16 protein-coding genes and 1 tRNA gene are annotated in these 15,280 nt (G+C 50.9%); 10 read left to right on the forward strand and 7 right to left on the reverse strand.

Annotated features, from left to right (window positions below; genetic code table 11):
* Positions 1–6: 6 nt before the first annotated feature.
* The 3 genes from BUB38_RS09040 to BUB38_RS09050 form a co-directional block, all read right to left on the reverse strand.
* Positions 7–81: transfer RNA gene (locus BUB38_RS09040), tRNA-Val, on the reverse strand.
* Positions 82–143: 62 nt separating this feature from the next.
* Positions 144–608, reverse strand: coding sequence for a PTS sugar transporter subunit IIA (locus BUB38_RS09045; RefSeq protein WP_073159757.1), 465 nt, complete (start codon positions 606–608; stop codon positions 144–146).
* A 112-nt stretch (positions 609–720) separates the two neighbouring features.
* Complete coding sequence (locus BUB38_RS09050) at positions 721–1,476, reverse strand: type I 3-dehydroquinate dehydratase (RefSeq protein ID WP_073159759.1); 756 nt, start codon at positions 1,474–1,476, stop codon at positions 721–723.
* A 527-nt stretch (positions 1,477–2,003) separates the two neighbouring features.
* Between BUB38_RS09050 and BUB38_RS09055 the strand changes: the two genes are divergently transcribed.
* The 8 genes from BUB38_RS09055 (at position 2,004) to BUB38_RS09090 (ending at position 7,606) form a co-directional block, all read left to right on the forward strand.
* Entirely contained in the window at positions 2,004–2,585 is a 582-nt protein-coding gene (locus BUB38_RS09055; RefSeq protein ID WP_073159761.1) for an ATP-dependent Clp protease proteolytic subunit, read from the forward strand.
* Between the two features lie 21 nt (positions 2,586–2,606).
* On the forward strand, positions 2,607–3,533 hold the full coding sequence (ftsY, locus tag BUB38_RS09060; protein ID WP_073159763.1) for a signal recognition particle-docking protein FtsY: 927 nt from the start codon (positions 2,607–2,609) through the stop codon (positions 3,531–3,533).
* A 167-nt stretch (positions 3,534–3,700) separates the two neighbouring features.
* Entirely contained in the window at positions 3,701–4,006 is a 306-nt protein-coding gene (locus tag BUB38_RS09065; RefSeq protein ID WP_139258366.1) for a hypothetical protein, read from the forward strand.
* A complete protein-coding gene (locus BUB38_RS09070) occupies positions 4,006–4,470 on the forward strand; it encodes a thioredoxin family protein (protein ID WP_088658847.1) in 465 nt (154 codons plus the stop codon). The genes BUB38_RS09065 and BUB38_RS09070 overlap by 1 nt, the downstream gene beginning before the upstream one ends.
* Complete coding sequence (locus tag BUB38_RS09075) at positions 4,455–5,636, forward strand: glycosyltransferase family 2 protein (protein WP_249269377.1); 1,182 nt, start codon at positions 4,455–4,457, stop codon at positions 5,634–5,636. The genes BUB38_RS09070 and BUB38_RS09075 overlap by 16 nt, the downstream gene beginning before the upstream one ends.
* 56 nt (positions 5,637–5,692) lie before the next feature.
* The gene (locus tag BUB38_RS09080) at positions 5,693–6,163 is read left to right on the forward strand and encodes a hypothetical protein (protein WP_073159769.1); all 471 of its coding nucleotides are present in this window, start codon (positions 5,693–5,695) and stop codon (positions 6,161–6,163) included.
* A 309-nt stretch (positions 6,164–6,472) separates the two neighbouring features.
* The gene (locus BUB38_RS16050; RefSeq protein WP_139258368.1) at positions 6,473–6,721 is read left to right on the forward strand and encodes a hypothetical protein; all 249 of its coding nucleotides are present in this window, start codon (positions 6,473–6,475) and stop codon (positions 6,719–6,721) included.
* Positions 6,722–7,084: 363 nt separating this feature from the next.
* Positions 7,085–7,606: a hypothetical protein gene (locus BUB38_RS09090; RefSeq protein ID WP_073235998.1), complete on the forward strand. Its 522-nt coding sequence runs from the start codon at positions 7,085–7,087 to the stop codon at positions 7,604–7,606.
* 82 nt (positions 7,607–7,688) lie between these two features.
* Here the strand turns inward: BUB38_RS09090 and BUB38_RS09095 are convergent, their stop codons facing one another.
* Positions 7,689–8,762 carry a glycoside hydrolase family 5 protein gene (locus BUB38_RS09095; RefSeq protein WP_073159775.1) on the reverse strand — a complete coding sequence of 358 codons (1,074 nt, stop codon included), beginning with the start codon at positions 8,760–8,762 and terminating at the stop codon, positions 7,689–7,691.
* A gap of 54 nt (positions 8,763–8,816) precedes the next feature.
* Positions 8,817–9,107, reverse strand: a complete 291-nt coding sequence (locus BUB38_RS09100) for a hypothetical protein (protein ID WP_073159777.1) — start codon at positions 9,105–9,107, stop codon at positions 8,817–8,819.
* 90 nt (positions 9,108–9,197) lie between these two features.
* On the opposite strand from BUB38_RS09100, the gene BUB38_RS09105 reads away from it, so the two are divergent.
* Positions 9,198–10,022 carry a menaquinone biosynthetic enzyme MqnA/MqnD family protein gene (locus BUB38_RS09105; protein WP_073159779.1) on the forward strand — a complete coding sequence of 275 codons (825 nt, stop codon included), beginning with the start codon at positions 9,198–9,200 and terminating at the stop codon, positions 10,020–10,022.
* Between the two features lie 84 nt (positions 10,023–10,106).
* Positions 10,107–10,973, forward strand: coding sequence for a GGDEF domain-containing response regulator (locus BUB38_RS09110; RefSeq protein WP_073159781.1), 867 nt, complete (start codon positions 10,107–10,109; stop codon positions 10,971–10,973).
* Positions 10,974–11,241: 268 nt separating this feature from the next.
* On the opposite strand, the gene BUB38_RS09115 is transcribed toward BUB38_RS09110, so the two are convergent.
* Positions 11,242–11,883, reverse strand: a complete 642-nt coding sequence (locus tag BUB38_RS09115) for a bifunctional 4-hydroxy-2-oxoglutarate aldolase/2-dehydro-3-deoxy-phosphogluconate aldolase (protein WP_073159875.1) — start codon at positions 11,881–11,883, stop codon at positions 11,242–11,244.
* Between the two features lie 164 nt (positions 11,884–12,047).
* Entirely contained in the window at positions 12,048–15,254 is a 3,207-nt protein-coding gene (locus tag BUB38_RS09120; RefSeq protein ID WP_073159783.1) for a glycoside hydrolase family 9 protein, read from the reverse strand.
* Positions 15,255–15,280 lie beyond the last annotated feature (26 nt).

Genomic DNA, 15,280 nt, shown 5'->3' on the forward strand with positions numbered 1-15,280 from the left:
TTTCAGTGGACGGTATTGGATTTGAACCAATGACCTCTGCCGTGTGAAAGCAGCGCTCTAAACCAACTGAGCTAACCGTCCGAAGTGTGAGCCAAATATATAAACAACTTTTGGGGTTGTCAAGGGACAAGATGAGTTTTGCCTTACAGGTACTTATCTTCGGCGGCCTTGAGGATGGTCAGGAATTCAGCCGGGGTCTTGGAGGCAATCAAATCCTTACGGACGCCGCCATCGGCTAGCAGACGGCTGACGGAGGACAGGGCCTTCAGGTGGGGGCCAACGGTGTTGCCCGGGCTGACAATGAGGATGATCAGGTAGACCGGTTCGCCATCGAAAGAAGCGAAGTCCAGACCGTTTTCGATGGTGGCTGCCACCATGCACATGCGGTCCACGTAGTCAATCTTGGCGTGGGGTACGGCCAGTCCGCAACCGATACCGGTAGAACGGCTCTGCTCGCGGTTCCATACTGCATCGAAAATTTCGTTGCGGTGATCCAGTTTGTAGGCACTGCAGAGCGTGTCCACCAGCTCGTTCAGGATAGCTTCCTTGGTGGTGCTGGCGGAATTGATCAAGATGCAATTGTCAACAAATCTTTCGGAAAGACGCATATTGTCCTTAGTCCTTTTGTAAATGTCTATAAATAGATATTTTAGAAAAAAAATCGCATTTGGGGAGTCCCCAAATGCAGATGTAGTCAGAAAATATTAAAAATTGCCGTTTTTAACGTAAAAAAGCCAATAATTCTGTCTGCGAGTTGAGTGCAGTTTCGCTTTCCAGGGCGTTTTTCATGGTCAAGACATCAATTTGGCCGGGTGCTTCGGCCTTTCCGATGGCGCCGTAGGTCAGATTTGCGCCCTCTTTTAGGCTCCAGAGGCGGCTGACCTTGCCGGTTTCGCCCATGCCGAAGGCGGCGAAAAGTTCGAATTTCTTGAAATTCTTCTTGATGAACTTGTAGAGGCGGTCGCAGTCGTTTTCGGAATTGCTCATGGCGGCGATCTTCAGACCGGGTGCCTTGAACTGCAACAGTTCCTTGGCGTATTCTTCCAGTTCGGCGTCGCTAGGAACCCTTTCGAAGTTGTGTTCCGAAATGAGCAGCTTGACCCTGCGGAGGGCGGCCATGTCGTGCAGCTTGCTGTAGTTGGCCAGGTAGTCTCGTTCCAGGTCCAGCCATTCGGGGACTTCGGCGGCATCCAGAATCTTGCTCCACAGTTCCATGCGGTCTACCACGCGGGCATCGGGGAAGGTGCCGCCGTCGTGCTTGAGACGGATGGTGCCGATCTGCAGCTTGCCGGGAGCTACCTTGCGGACGCGGGTGGAGAGGCCTGGCCACTGGCTTTCTTCAAAGAAATCGTAACGGATTTCTACGGCGGTGCAGCGGTCAAAATCCTTGCGAACCGGATGGTTGGCGTCTTTTTCTGCGGCTTCTAGGGCGGCGGGGCCAATGAGGCCGACAAGATACTTGGTTGAACTGGTCATGGGCGTAAATATAGCAAAGGAGCGGGGGGAGGGGGCGCCTTTAGTGATGAGCGATGAGTTGTGAGCGGTGAGCTAGATAATCGCGCCGGAGGCGACTTGTTCAGCCATGAGCGTTCAGCTTTGAGCCATGAGTTTAATAATCGCGTCGGTGGTGCCGGAATTAGGTGTCAGGTATGAGGCAACAGGCTACAGGCGCTTGGCTGTCATCCTGAGCGAAGCGAAGGATCTAGATATCAGATACGAGATATGAATTATGAGGTTCATAATCGTAATTTATAGCGGATTCACTATTGCACACACATACCCATGTGTTCATGGCTAGATAATCGCGTCGGTGGTGCCTAACTTTATAATTTGCAATTCATATCTCGTAATTCATAATTAAAAACAGTGGGATCCTGAAACGAGTTCAGAATGACACCCTCCCTTCACTATTCACTCCTTTTTGACAGTTCTTAAAAATCTGACGATATATAAATTGCTAATATTAACCTTGAACAAAAAGATTGCATTAAAGGATGCTATTTATGGCAGATTGTAACGAAAAGAAAGAAGCCCAGACTCCGGACATGATGAAGAAGGCCGAGGAATACTTGGCCAACAACCGTCGCATTTTCCTTTGGGGCGGCGTGGATGATGAAAGTGCCGAACGTATCGTGAAGCAGCTTCTTTACCTGGATTCCCTGAATCACGACGATATTACTCTTTATATCAACAGCCCCGGTGGCGTTATTTCTAGTGGTCTCGCTATTTATGACTGCATGAACGCCATCCAGAGCGATGTGGTTACCGTTTGCTGTGGCCAGGCTGCCTCTATGGGTGCCGTGTTGCTGACTTCCGGTGCCAAGGGCAAGCGCTATGCATGGCCCAATGCCCGCATCATGATTCACCAGCCCCTGATCCACGGCGAAATCGTTGCCCCCGCAAGCGATATCCAGATTCAGGCCGAAGAAATGCTGCGCATCCGTAACATCACCGGCAAGATTCTTGCAGAAACTTCTGGCCACACCATCGAAGAAATCGACCGCGATACAGAACGCGACAACTTCATGAGTGCCGAAGAGGCCAAGAAGTACGGCCTGGTTGATATCGTCGAAAGCAAGCTTTAATTTATTGCCCGCGAGAAAACTATGGGATTTTTTTCAGCCATTAAGAATGGTCTTGCCAAGACCCGCGACGCCCTGATCGGGGAGTTGAAGGGTATTGTTGGCGCCGGTAAGATTACCGACGACACCCTGGAAGATCTTGAAGAACATCTGATCAAGGCCGACGTTGGCGTGGAGGCGGCATTCCTCCTGACCGACGCCCTCCGCGAAAACGCCCTGGGCAAGTCCCTGACTACGGAGCAGGTCCTTGATATTATGCGTAACGAGGCGGAACGCCTTCTGAAGGATCCTCCCAAGTTCGAACTGAAGGGTAAGCCCCATGTGGTTCTGGTGATTGGCGTGAACGGCGCCGGAAAGACCACGACCATCGGCAAGCTTGCGGCTCGTCTTATTGGCGAAGGCAAGAAGGTGATGATCGCTGCCTGCGATACCTTCCGTGCTGCTGCCATCGACCAGCTGGAAACCTGGGCCGAACGTTCCGGTGCGGAATTCGTGAAGCATCAGGAAGGCTCTGACCCGGCTGCGGTTGCCTATGACGCCTGCCAGGCTGCCCAGGCCCGCGGTTGCGACGTGGTTCTGATCGATACGGCTGGACGTCTGCACAATAAAGACTACCTGATGGAAGAACTGAAGAAGATTGTCCGCGTCATCAAGAAGGTAAATCCGGATATGCCCCACGACATGTGGCTGGTCATCGACGGCAATACCGGACAGAACACCATCAACCAGACCAAGATCTTCAACCAGAGTTTCCCGCTGACGGGCCTGGTGGTGACCAAGTTGGATGGTACCGCCCGCGGTGGCGCCGTGCTTTCTATCGCCAGCTCCCTGCAGATTCCTATCCGCTGGATTGGCATGGGCGAACGCATCGACCAGCTGGTGGAGTTCAACAAGCGTGAATACGTAGACGGACTCTTCGAAAACGCACTGGACGAAAAGAGCGAAGGCTAATGTTTTTGTCTTGCAAAAAAGCATGTTTTGAGGAGGGGCGTCTTGCCGCCCCTTCTTTTGCGTTTTTTGCTAGGCGCCTTGGCGCCGTTGTTTTATTGTTTGCGTTACCCTTTCTGACGTCATGCCAAAAAGAAGAATCGTATAATTCGAATTTTGTGGACGCCTTTGTGGAAATGCGCGTGGTGGAAATGACGTTTGGGGCAGATTCTCCGTCGGCCCGTATTCTGCGTCAGGAAATCATCAAGAAGCATGGCTATACCCGCGAACAGTTCCTGGCCGAGACCGAAAAACTGCTGGACGATGAAAGGCAGTGGGTCGTATTCCAGAAGGCCGTGGTGGCTCAGTTAGACACTTTGTTGGCGGACCGCAAGGAAGATAATGTCAGGGCTTCCAAATCGGTTCCCCATTCTCCTCCGGTTAAGCCCGCGAATCCTATGCTTCAGCAAAGGAAGCCTAAGGGAGGTGATGACTGATGCGACTCCTGTTCTTGATCTTGTTTGCCGCGGTCTGCGCCTTTGCCGACCCGCAGGAACCTAAGAGCCTGGTCCATTGGATGGGGTACAGCGAGGCCTTCGCGCTGGCTAAGTCCAAACCCAAGCTGGTGTTCGTGGACTTATATGCGGACTGGTGCGTTCCCTGTCGTGTCATGGACAAGAACGTGTATATGAATCCTATGGTGGCTGATGCGCTGAACCGGTACTTCTACCCGGTGAAGCTTGATGCGGATTCCCAGGATTCCATTATGTGCGACGGTCAGAAGAATACCGTGCAACGTTGTTATTTTGATGTGTGGGAGCTGAACGCATTGCCCGCCTTTGTGTTGGTGGCTCCGAAAGGCATGAGCATTCTGACGGTGACGGATTCCATGTCGCCCCAGGAGATGCTTGAATTGCTTCTCAAGTTTCTAGAAAAAGAAAAGGAATGGATATCCCGATGAGCGAATTGATGGGTGAAAATTTCCTCTTTGGTGTTCAGATTGTCTTTTGGACGATGCTGGTGCTGTTGATCCACTGCTATCTGCTGTTCCCTGTAACGCTTCCTTTTGTCAGCGAGCTTTTCAAGCGCAAGAAGTCCTGCGATGCCTCTGACGGTGAGCTGCCTACGGTGTCTATCCTGATTTCTGCCTACAACGAAGAGGCTGTTATCGAACGCAAGATCCAGAACATTCTTGAGATTGATTACCCCAAGGAAAAGCTGGAAGTTCTGATCGGCGATGACGGTTCTGCGGACCGCACTGCAGAAATTGTCGCCCGCTATGCCGACCAGGGAATCACTTTGGTGAAGGCTCCCAAGAATGCAGGCAAGGCCGCCATGCTGAACCGTCTTAACGGAATCGCCAAGAATGACATCCTCTTGCTTTGCGATGCCAACACCATGTTTTTCCCTAACGTAGTCCGTAAACTTGTCCGCGCCTTCCAGGATGAAAAGATCGGCTGCGCCTGCGGTCACCTGATTCTTTCTGACAAGAGCGGAAGCGTTCTTGGCCGCGGCGAAAGCTCCTACTGGGATCTGGAATCTGAAATCAAGAAGTTCGAAGGTGTGCTGGACCGTCTGATTGGCGGCAACGGCGCTCTCTATGCCATCCGCCGTAAACTTTATACGGAACTGCCGGTGAAGAAGAGCGTCATGGATGACTTCTTTATTGCCACCAAGGTCTTGCAGAAGGGTTACTATTGCACCTTCGTTTCTAGTGCTATCGGCACGGAACAGACCTCCAAGGAATCTACAGGTGAATACCGCCGCAAGGTCCGTATCGGCCGCGCCAATTTCAACTTCCTGTTCTCCTACTTGCCTTTGCTGAACCCGTTCCGACCCCTGACCGCCTACCTCTTTTTTTCTCATAAAATTCTGCGTTGGTTCTCTGCGCACATCTTTATCTTGCTGTTTATCTCCAACGTTCTTCTGCTGACCAGCGGCCTGGTGTACCAGATTTTCTTTGGTGCCTTTGTCCTTGGACTTCTTGTGGCGATCTTCAAGATTGTTCCTAGCGGATACTATTTCCTCTTGATGAACTTCGCCATGCTTAAGGGATTCTTTATGGCCTTTGGTCGCGAGAAAAGTGGCGGCTGGGCACGCGAAGCCCGAAGCGATGATGAAGCCTAGTTTTTTGTGGAATCGCTAGATCGGAACGTCTGATTTTAAAACGAGAAGGAATTTGTATGAAACGTCTGCTTGCGAGTCTTGCCTTGGCGCTCACACTGGTTGCCGGATTTGGCGCAACTCCTGCCCGAGCCTTTACCATGGATGTGCAGGGCGGTGTGGTAAACGCCTGGAGCGACATTACCAGTTTTAACCTGAACATTTACGGCCATTTCTGGTTCCCCATCGATCAGATGCTTTTTGTGGGTGTCGGTAGCGGCTATCAGGAACTGGACAATGTGTCCCTTGTGCCGATTGCGGCCAGTGCCTGGGTGCGCTTGCCTATTGGCAGTCAGATGCTTCCTGTGGCAACGGGCGATTGGGGCTACCTGATCGGATCGGACCATCAGATGTTCTGGCGCGCAGGGGGTGGCGTTGACATCAAGAATGGGGACTATTCCTCTATCATGCTGATGGGCGGCTACCAATTCCTGGAACACGACGGCCACGGATACGTTTACGTGCAAGCCGGCATTCTCATTGAACTGTAAGCTGCGCTCCGCTAATCGGTAACGTTATTGCATTTAAAAAAGGGCTCCCGTGGGGGAGTCCTTTTTAAGTTTATAAATGCGTGTGAAAAATTGCACTATTGTAAACAACTTAAGAAAAATTGTGCTATATTCTTTGGGCCAAATGATAAGGAGAACAAAGAATGAAAAAAATAGTTTACTCTATTATGGCGTTATTGTGGTTATGATAGATATGGAAATTTTTCATGTGCAAAAACTTCCCATGAAACTGACCTGGACAAATGTTGTGATACGGAAGATATTACTGTAAGATGTAAAATTACACCTTTTGTGGAATTTTCAACGGGGGGCAGTCCTTCAAATCCGAATGAAGATTTAACTGGTTATAACCCGAATGCTAATACGCAATTGACTGGGAACGAAAAGAATACGAATTTTACTAAAGCATCTGAATACGGAGTGATTGGATTGCATTATGTAAAACATAAAGATTTGGAATTTAAGGCTAAAACAAGCAAGAATTTAACAAGCGAAACTCGTAAAGCGATTGTTTCAAAGTATACTCTTTCTTATCGCTGAATAATGTTGTGCTGGTGAGACTCTATGATGAAACCTATACAGATCTATTTTATGCTTTTGGTAGTTCTTTTTTTTTCAAGGAATCTGCCTTGCGCAATTAATTAAAGTCGCTCCAAAAGAGGCTTCCGTGAAGTCGGATTCGTTGTCCGTAAATCTGTCTGGATTTTCTGATACGATAAAAGAATTTGTTTTTGATAGTTCTACGGTTATGGCTAATCAGCCCAAAAATGAAGCGAACTTATTACTACGCATGGGAATATGCGCGGCTTCGGCTTTTGCGTACAGGCCAGGAGGTACTCCAGCATTGTGTAACATAGTTCCGTCTTTAAAGCGTTAGTGGAAAAAATGAATAGGAGGTTGTTTATGAGGAAACTTGTTTTCTTGCTATCGGTTCTTGCCAGTTTGAGTTTTGCCGGAATTGAGGCTTCTCTCGGTTTTGGACCTTATCATGGAATAGTCGGTGTCGGGTACACCATGATGGATGATCATTTTTCTGCGAACATCCACTTGTCGAACTTTAGCACCGATTATGATTTTTTTGGTGGAATGGGTGTCGCCTATCGTTTCAGTGGACTGTCCGGCGCCTATGTATTCCATTCCTCCGATTGGATGACCGGTGAAGTGGAGGGCTTTAGGATTAGGTTGGAAGATGGTGAATTTGCCGATGTGGAGGAAACCTGCAGAAGGTTTGACTACTGGCGTCTGGTTTTCGGCCTGGGTTTTCAGTACCTGATAACAAAGCATCTGGGAGCCTATGTTGAAGTTGGGTTCCAGTTCCTTGCTGGAGATGGCGGCTACTATACAAATTTTGACGAGCTTTATGGCAGACTCGATAATGATAAACTTGTTTTCCCCGTGGGTCTAGGTATCGTTGCTGACTTTTAAAAAAAAGACTCCAGTTTAACTGGAGCCTTTTCTATGCGGCCTGGCGCCTGATACTTGATACCTAAATCCTGACGCCTGAATTCTAGCCCTTTGCCAGCAGTTCCATGAGTTCGCTGTCGAGGCGTTCCGGATTGTTGTACTGGGCCAGGTTGTTGTGCAGGGATTCGCCCTTGGATACGATACCGAAGTCCAGGTTCTTGTAGTTCCAGTAGCTGTAGCCGACATCTGCGTCACGGAGGATTTCCATGAAGTCGCGCATCCATGCCATCTGGTACTTGCGGGCCACCTGGACGTAGACGCCGAACTCGTTACATGCAACGGGCAGGTCGTACTTGGCGCGGAAATCCAGGGCGTTCTGGATGCTTGCCTGCAGGCGGGCCTTGTCCCATTTGCCATATTCAACGTCGAGGCGGGTGCAACCGTCATCGACAGGGGCGGCATAGTCACCGGGCCAGGGGCGTTCCATGTGGAAGAACGGGTCCTTGATCCATGCGGCACCCTGGTGGGTGAATGTCACCGGAGTGTAGGTATGGAAGCTATAGATAGCGTTGTCGTCGTCCAGCGGAGTCAGGTACTGGAATTCGCGGGCGCTGTTCCACTTGTTGGCACCGACCACGATGGTGTTCTTGGGGGCGTGCTTACGGATGGTCCAGAAGATTTCATCCTTCACCTTGTCCCAGACCTTGGAGTCGCCTGCTGCAGGTTCGTTCAGCAGTTCCATCATGACGCGGGATTCACCGCTGTAGCGTTCTGCCAGATAAGACCAGACCTTGTTGGTGTCCTTGCGGGCGTCGGCGCTGACAAAGAAAGCCTGTTCTTCGTAGCTGGCCAGGTGGAAGTCATGGCCGGGGCACTTGTGCAGGTCCAGGATGACATCCAGGTCTGCAGCCTGGATTTCCTTGAGGGCCTTGTCTAGCAGGGCGAACATTTCTTCGTTGGGCTTCAGTTCTTCGCCGTCGAACATGTTGAAATAGTCCACCGGCAGACGGACGTGGTTGAACCCAGCATTGCGGATGCGCTTGAAATCTTCCACACCGAGGAAGGTCTTTACGTGTTGGATGATCCCAGGGAAACCCACGGGATCTTTTTCCTGGATGCAGTCTACCTGACTGAACCAGCCGCCCAAATTAACTCCCCGCAGTCTTTCTTTAATCATGTTACCATCCCATTTAAGTTGTGGCCGTCGGAATTGACGGCCGATTGAGAAACTTTACTCGTTAACGATATTCAGGTCTTCGTCTGCAATGTTCAGACCGAGAACTACTTCCATGTCGTCGGGAAGTCCGTTAAAGTCAACGATCAGGCCAACCTTCTTTTCGTCGTCCTTCTGCTTTTCGAACAGGGCGACATCGTAAATCTTCATCTTTACCACAGCTTCCTGGGTAACGGGAATTTCGATGGTCATCCCCTTGCTGATGGGGCCTTCAATAATCTTACCCTTGAACACCAGAGTATTCTGGTCTTCGCCAAGGGAGGTTTTCTTTACGTGAAATACAGCCATTGTACTTTAGCCACTATTTATACTTCAGTTAATCCTCAGTTTATTAAATCCAGCCTGTTGTAAGGCTTTGGGAAAAGTTAATTTTTTTATATGACTTTGCGAGTAGGACGAATTCCTTTTTTGGTCTGTGCACCCTTTTTTCACGACTTTTTGGGCCGCGAATCCGAATTTGGCGATGTAGATTTTGTGGATGGGCCACCTAGCGCCCATTGTGCGGGTCTAAAAGATGGCTCTATCCACCTTTCCCCGGCATCTTCCATTACTTTTGCCCAGAAACCGGGGGCTTTTGTGCTGTCTCCGACGCTCTGCACTTCCTGCTCCTTTGAAGTCCGTTCCGTTAAGTTATTTTCAAATCTGCCGGTCCAGGAACTGTCGGGGAAGCGGGTGCGTATGACAGCCCAGAGCAAGACGTCCGTGACGCTTTTGCGGATCTTGCTGGAGACTCGCTTCGGTCTGCGTCCCGACTATGTGGATGGGGCGTATCAGCCTGGGGATGACGCCTGCCTGCTTATTGGCGATCAGGCCCTTGAAGAAAATGAACGTCGCCGGTTCGCCTACAGTTACGACCTTGGAACCTTGTGGCAGGACTGGCAGAAATTGCCCTTCGTCTTTGGCGCCTGGATTATTGCCAAGGAGGCTTTGTCCGACGAACTGCGCCCGACTCTCCTGCGGTACATGGATGCGACCAGGAACAGTATCGAAACATTTAGCGCTAGGCCTTCTGCGGCCCTAGATAAATGGCTTGCCCGTTATCCTGTCAACTTGCCCCGCCCCGTTATTGAAAGTTACTACTCGGCCCTGGATTACCGTTTTACCGAGGAACGCAAGGAGTCCCTGAACCTTTTCTTTAGGTATGCCGCAGATTTGGGGCTTGTTCAGGCCGCTCCGGTATTGGAATTTTTACAAGAACGGTGATGACTTTGGTCCCTTGAAAATCTATTTTTAGTATGTCTCTGTTGGTGTGTGTGTAAAAGGTTAAGAGACAAAGATAGGGATAAAATGGTCGAAGAAAAGATTCTCATCGTTGATGATAGTGCGGAAGTTCTTGAGCGTACCCGCAACCTTCTGACTCACGTGGGTTATAATGTTACTGCCTGTACCTCTGGCGAAGAGGCCCTGGAGTATTTGGAATTAAACTGCGTTGACCTGGTTCTTCTTGACATTAACATGCCTAGCATGAACGGGTACGAAGTCTGTCTTCGAATCCGTCAGCGTTATGCCTTGGATGATCTGCCGGTGATTTTCTTGACGAGCCGTGAAGATACCGAAAGCGTGACTAAGGGATTCCATTCAGGTGCGTCTGACTTTGTGAGCAAGAATGCCGTGGAAGACATTCTGTTGGCCCGCGTCAATGTGCATATTCGACTGTCCCGTTCCCTGCGCTATCTGCGCGATATTTCCCTGACGGACGACATGACCGGCTGCTACAACAGACGCCACGGCATGAATTCACTCCGCGAACTTTTCTCTCGCGCACGCCGTTATGGAACGCAGTTCTCCCTGATTTATTTTGACTTGAACGGACTTAAGCAGGTGAATGACCGCTATGGCCACCAGGCTGGCGATTTGATGCTCCGTTCCGTGGTGAATTCCGTCAAGGCTTTGCTCCGCGATTCCGACTTGTTCTTCCGCATGGGCGGTGACGAGTTTATGATCCTCTGCCCCGAAACCGATAAGAAGGGGGCCTTCATTTGTGTCGAACGTATGGAAAGGGCTGCAAACGCAATTACCATCGTCGATCAGAAGGTGACTTTCGCTTATGGTATCGCACACTCTTCTGAAGACTACTCCGAAATGGACGACATGCTTCACAGTGCAGATGTATCTATGTACGAATGTAAAAAGAAGATGAAAAGTGAAAAATAGCGGAGAGCTTATAGCTGACAGTTTAAAGAAGGACTCGGAGAAATCCGGGTCCTTTAATTGTGGGATGATATAACTAGATATGAGTTATGAGTTAAAGTAAGGCGCCGTTGGTGCGATTATAAAAACTCATGGCTCAAAGCTGAACGCTCATGACTGAACAGGGCGCCGTTGGTGCGATTATCTAGCTCATAGCTCACCGCTGAAAGGAGTCGCAGGCCCGAGCTCATACCTCATACCTGAAGCCTGGAAGCGCGCTCCGCGCGCGCCCTCACTTAAGGGCTGCGCGTACAGCGTCCAGCAATTCTGTCAGGCGCTTGCCGATTTCTTCCCAGTTACCTTCTTTCATCAGCTTGGCGCTGAAGATGCTTCCGCCGAATGCCAGCAGGTTGGCGCCTGCCTTGATGTATTCACCGGCATTTTCGGCGTTCACGCCGCTACAGGCCAGCAGGGGTATGTCGCGGAAGGGACCGCGCAAAGCCTTGATGTACTTGGGACCGCCAACGCAATCTACCGGGAAAATCTTGACGGCCGTTGCGCCCAGGTCGTAGGCCTTCTGCACTTCGGTGGGGGTCAGTGCTCCGGGGATAATCGGGGTCTTGGAGCCTGCCGCCGTGCGGATGATGTTGCTACGGGTGTTTGGGGTTACGATGAAGTTGGCGCCTGCGTGCATGGCCTTTTCCAGGTCGCTATCATGGCGCACGGTGCCTGCGCCGACGGTAATGCCGTAGGGCTTGCAGGCGGCCTTCAGTGCCGTAATGATTTCTGCGGCATTGTCGGTGTTCATGGTGACTTCAATAGCCTTAAGACCGCACTTGGCCGCAGTCTGTGCACAGAGTTCTTCGGATCCCCGGGGGATATCGCGAAGGATGCCGATGACCGGCATGTCTTTCAAAAATTCAAGTAGTTCCATGGCAATAAATATAGTGCAAAAAAAATTGGATTGGATTTTTTGCATGAAAAATCTCACATGGGTCTAAGGGGATGTGCTTGTCGTTTTCTGCGACTTTTCCGCAAAATGAAAAACGCCGGCTTTTTTGTAGCCGACGTTCTTTACGCTTGATGTAATTTGATGGATTACTTCAGTTTGAATGCCTTGGCGGCAAGAACCTTCTCGCCGGACATGAGGCGTGCAACCATGGCGCTACGATGAGGAAGCTTTGCGAGGCTGACCTGTGCGGAAGTCCCTTCGAAGGTCTGTGCCATGAGCTGGTTGCCCAGCATGTCGAAGACCTTCAGGGTCTTTGTGCCCTGTGCAGGTGCAACTACATAGAGGCCTCGGCCGTTGACGATCATCTTTGCATTTGCGGCAGGAGCGGCAATCTTGCGGACTCCTACGCGGTCGCTGGTTTCGTCTGCGGGACCATAACCCCAGATGAGTTTGCCCTGGCTGCGGAGTACGATGTAGGGAGCATCAGGCGCTTCCTGGACTTCGATGTAATCCTTATCCTTGTCGGAAATTCCATCGTAGGCGGGCATGCTGTTGCTTGCGGTATGCGACTTGAAGCTCCAGCCTTTGGTGAAGTCTACCTTTGCGGGCTCAAGAGCGTATTCGCAGGCTCCGCTAACCTTTGTACCGGAGGTTACGCTAAGGTCGAGACGGACATATCGGCCGATACCTAAGGAGTCCAGAACAATGGGGAGTGCCCAGGTGTAGGTCTTGGATTTCTTGTCGTAGGTATCCTTGATCTTCTGGGGATTGTTTTTTCTCAGTTCCTTGCGAATCTCGTCTTCGTTGCTGCAAGGCCTGTTGAATCCGCCCTGGTCGTAGGCCTGGCAGATTGACAGGTTGAACAGTACGTTGCAGTTTTCGACGTCATCTTCGGTTGCGTCAAAGTAGACGTATGTAACAACGCTGTCCATTCTCTTCAGGGTGCTGTTGCTGAAGCTGATGGTCAAGTAGTCCAGTTCGTTGAACTCGTAATGGTATGCACCGACGTGAATGTTGTCTGCCTGGAAAATGTCGGGATTCTTGTTGCAGTTGTCGCACTTCTTTTCAAAGTAGTCGTCGCCGCCGTTGCTGACGATTGTCAAGGCAGAGACAAGTGCAGCAGATCCATCGAGGCAAGTCTCGGAAAGATGATAGTCTTCCCAGCTCAACGAGCTAGGACTAATGGAATTTTCTGCACCAGGAATGATTCCTCCGAAAAGACCTCCAACGGGTCGTACGTACTTGTATGCGACGCTACCTCGTGCATTACGTCCTTCGGGGTTTGATATTCTGTGGTGGGGATGGTTGTCGTTCTTGTCGCCAACGCCGTAAATGAAGGAAACGTCCCAGGGGTTGACGCCTAGCATGTAGTTCAGCTGGTTGATACCCAACTGATGCAGTTTTTCGGAGTTCCAGTTCAAGGTGCCCAATGTCGGAAGCTTTACCTTTTCCAGGTCCTTGGCGATATCGGCAAGGGCGAGGACTTCAAAGATATTTCCCGCTTGATAGCGGTTATATATCCATGATTGATCCGTTTGCATGCTATACCATGCACCGTCATAGCTGATGGCTCCGGATTCGCTTGAGAGTTGGCTGACAGGAAGTTCGATGCTACTTGTGCCGGAGTTCGAAAGATTTTGCAGGTTGATGGCCATGGTGCTTGCTACCTTTTCTGCATATCCCAGACGTTTTTCATCGGAGATGCCGTACTTGGTTGCGGTCTTTGAATCCTTCAGCAACAGTTTGTAGAAAGCATAGAGTGTCAGCGTGTTGACGTTTGCCCAGCTGGTGTTCCTGCTGGACTTTAACATGCCGTTTCGACCATGGGCCATCCAGCCGCCATTGAAGGCGAAGCTTCTGCTCATCTGATCTGTCCCGATTTCCGTATCTTCGACGGCGTCGTTCAGGTAATCCATTTTGCCGGACTTTTCGTAAGTGGCGTAGTGGAGGGCGATCGCTGCCAGGGCGAGATCGTCGTGATATTCATTATTGCCGTTGTAGGCTGGGGTACTCCATCCTGCGGCCATTGTGTTGTAAACAAACTTCTTCCCCTTGTCATAGGAGTCGTTGCCAAGTGCCAGGTTCTTGGCGAAGTCGTACATCTTTTCGGCGACCATCAGGCAGGAGTCGGCGAAGTCCTTGTCGTATTTGGCGTAGTCCTTGCTCAGGATGGCAAGGCCAGCCGCGATTTGACCGGAAATATTGGAACCCAGTTCGCCGAGACGGACGTCGCGATCTGCGGGACCGCCGCGCATCGAAATGACGATGTAGTCCTGAAGTTCAGGGCGAACCCATGAACCGTGATCGCTACCGAAGTTACCCACGGAAACGGCCATGTTGTCGACAACGCCATTGGCAGCCTTGAATGATCTCAGGAAGAAATCCGCACCGTGCTTTGCTTCGCGAAGAACGTCAGGAACGTTGTCGGTCTTTACGAATTCCCCGTGGTTGTATGCATAATGGTCAACGTCCTTGGAGGGGTTGGAGACCGCGGCGACGGCAAGATTTGCAAATGCGTAAGCCTGGGTCTGGGATTCCTTCAGGTAGTCACCGCAGTCGTACCAGCCACCCTGCAGGTCGCCTTCATTGGTTGTTACACCGGAGACTACTTTTTCGTCGAGGACCACCTTGCCTGCGCCGTCCTTGACGTGGCTCGGACCATGGAACCAGGAATCGGAATTGCCGCTGCGCTGGATGCCAAAGAATTTAATGGCCGCATCCTTCACCATGGTGTAGACGTCTTCGCTTACGATGAAGGTGCTGGAGATCTCGTCACCGACCTTGATGCGGAGGCGCTTGTCGGTGGGGACGGACTGGGGAATGTTTCCGACGAGGATACTTCCGGAGGGGCCGTTGAACTCGACAGAGTAGCGTTTATGATCGCTAATAGTTGCGTCAGTGCCTGCGACGATAAGCCAGCTGGAGGTGGTTTCTTCGGAAGTCTTCGTGAGGGTCCCGGTAATTTTCTTGCTTAAGGACTTGCCGTTCTCATCGACGACTTCGAATTCCTTGGCGGTGCCGATAAAATAGAACTGACGTTCCGTATCGCTCTTCAGGTAGCCGGCCTGGTTTACGCGAATGGGAGAGATGGTCGTGTTGATGACGTCAAGATAGGCCTGGTCCAGGGTGTCAGGCATGAGGGCTCCGGCCTTGAAGTTTGCCGGGGTCTTTTCTTCGGGCAGGACGTTATCCTTTTTTGCATTCGGCTCGAAATTGTCGAGAGCCTTGGCGTCCCAGGTCAGGGGCCAGGTGGGGCGAATCAGGTCATAGGGGGTGGTAGCTGCAAAGGCGGTTGCAGAAAGTGCTGCAATGGCGGAAGCGGCTATCAGGGTTTTCTTTTTGGGGTGACGCATTAATACCTCGTTGTTCACAAGGTAAT

The organism is Fibrobacter sp. UWH5, assembly GCF_900142505.1.
Lineage (GTDB): Bacteria > Fibrobacterota > Fibrobacteria > Fibrobacterales > Fibrobacteraceae > Fibrobacter.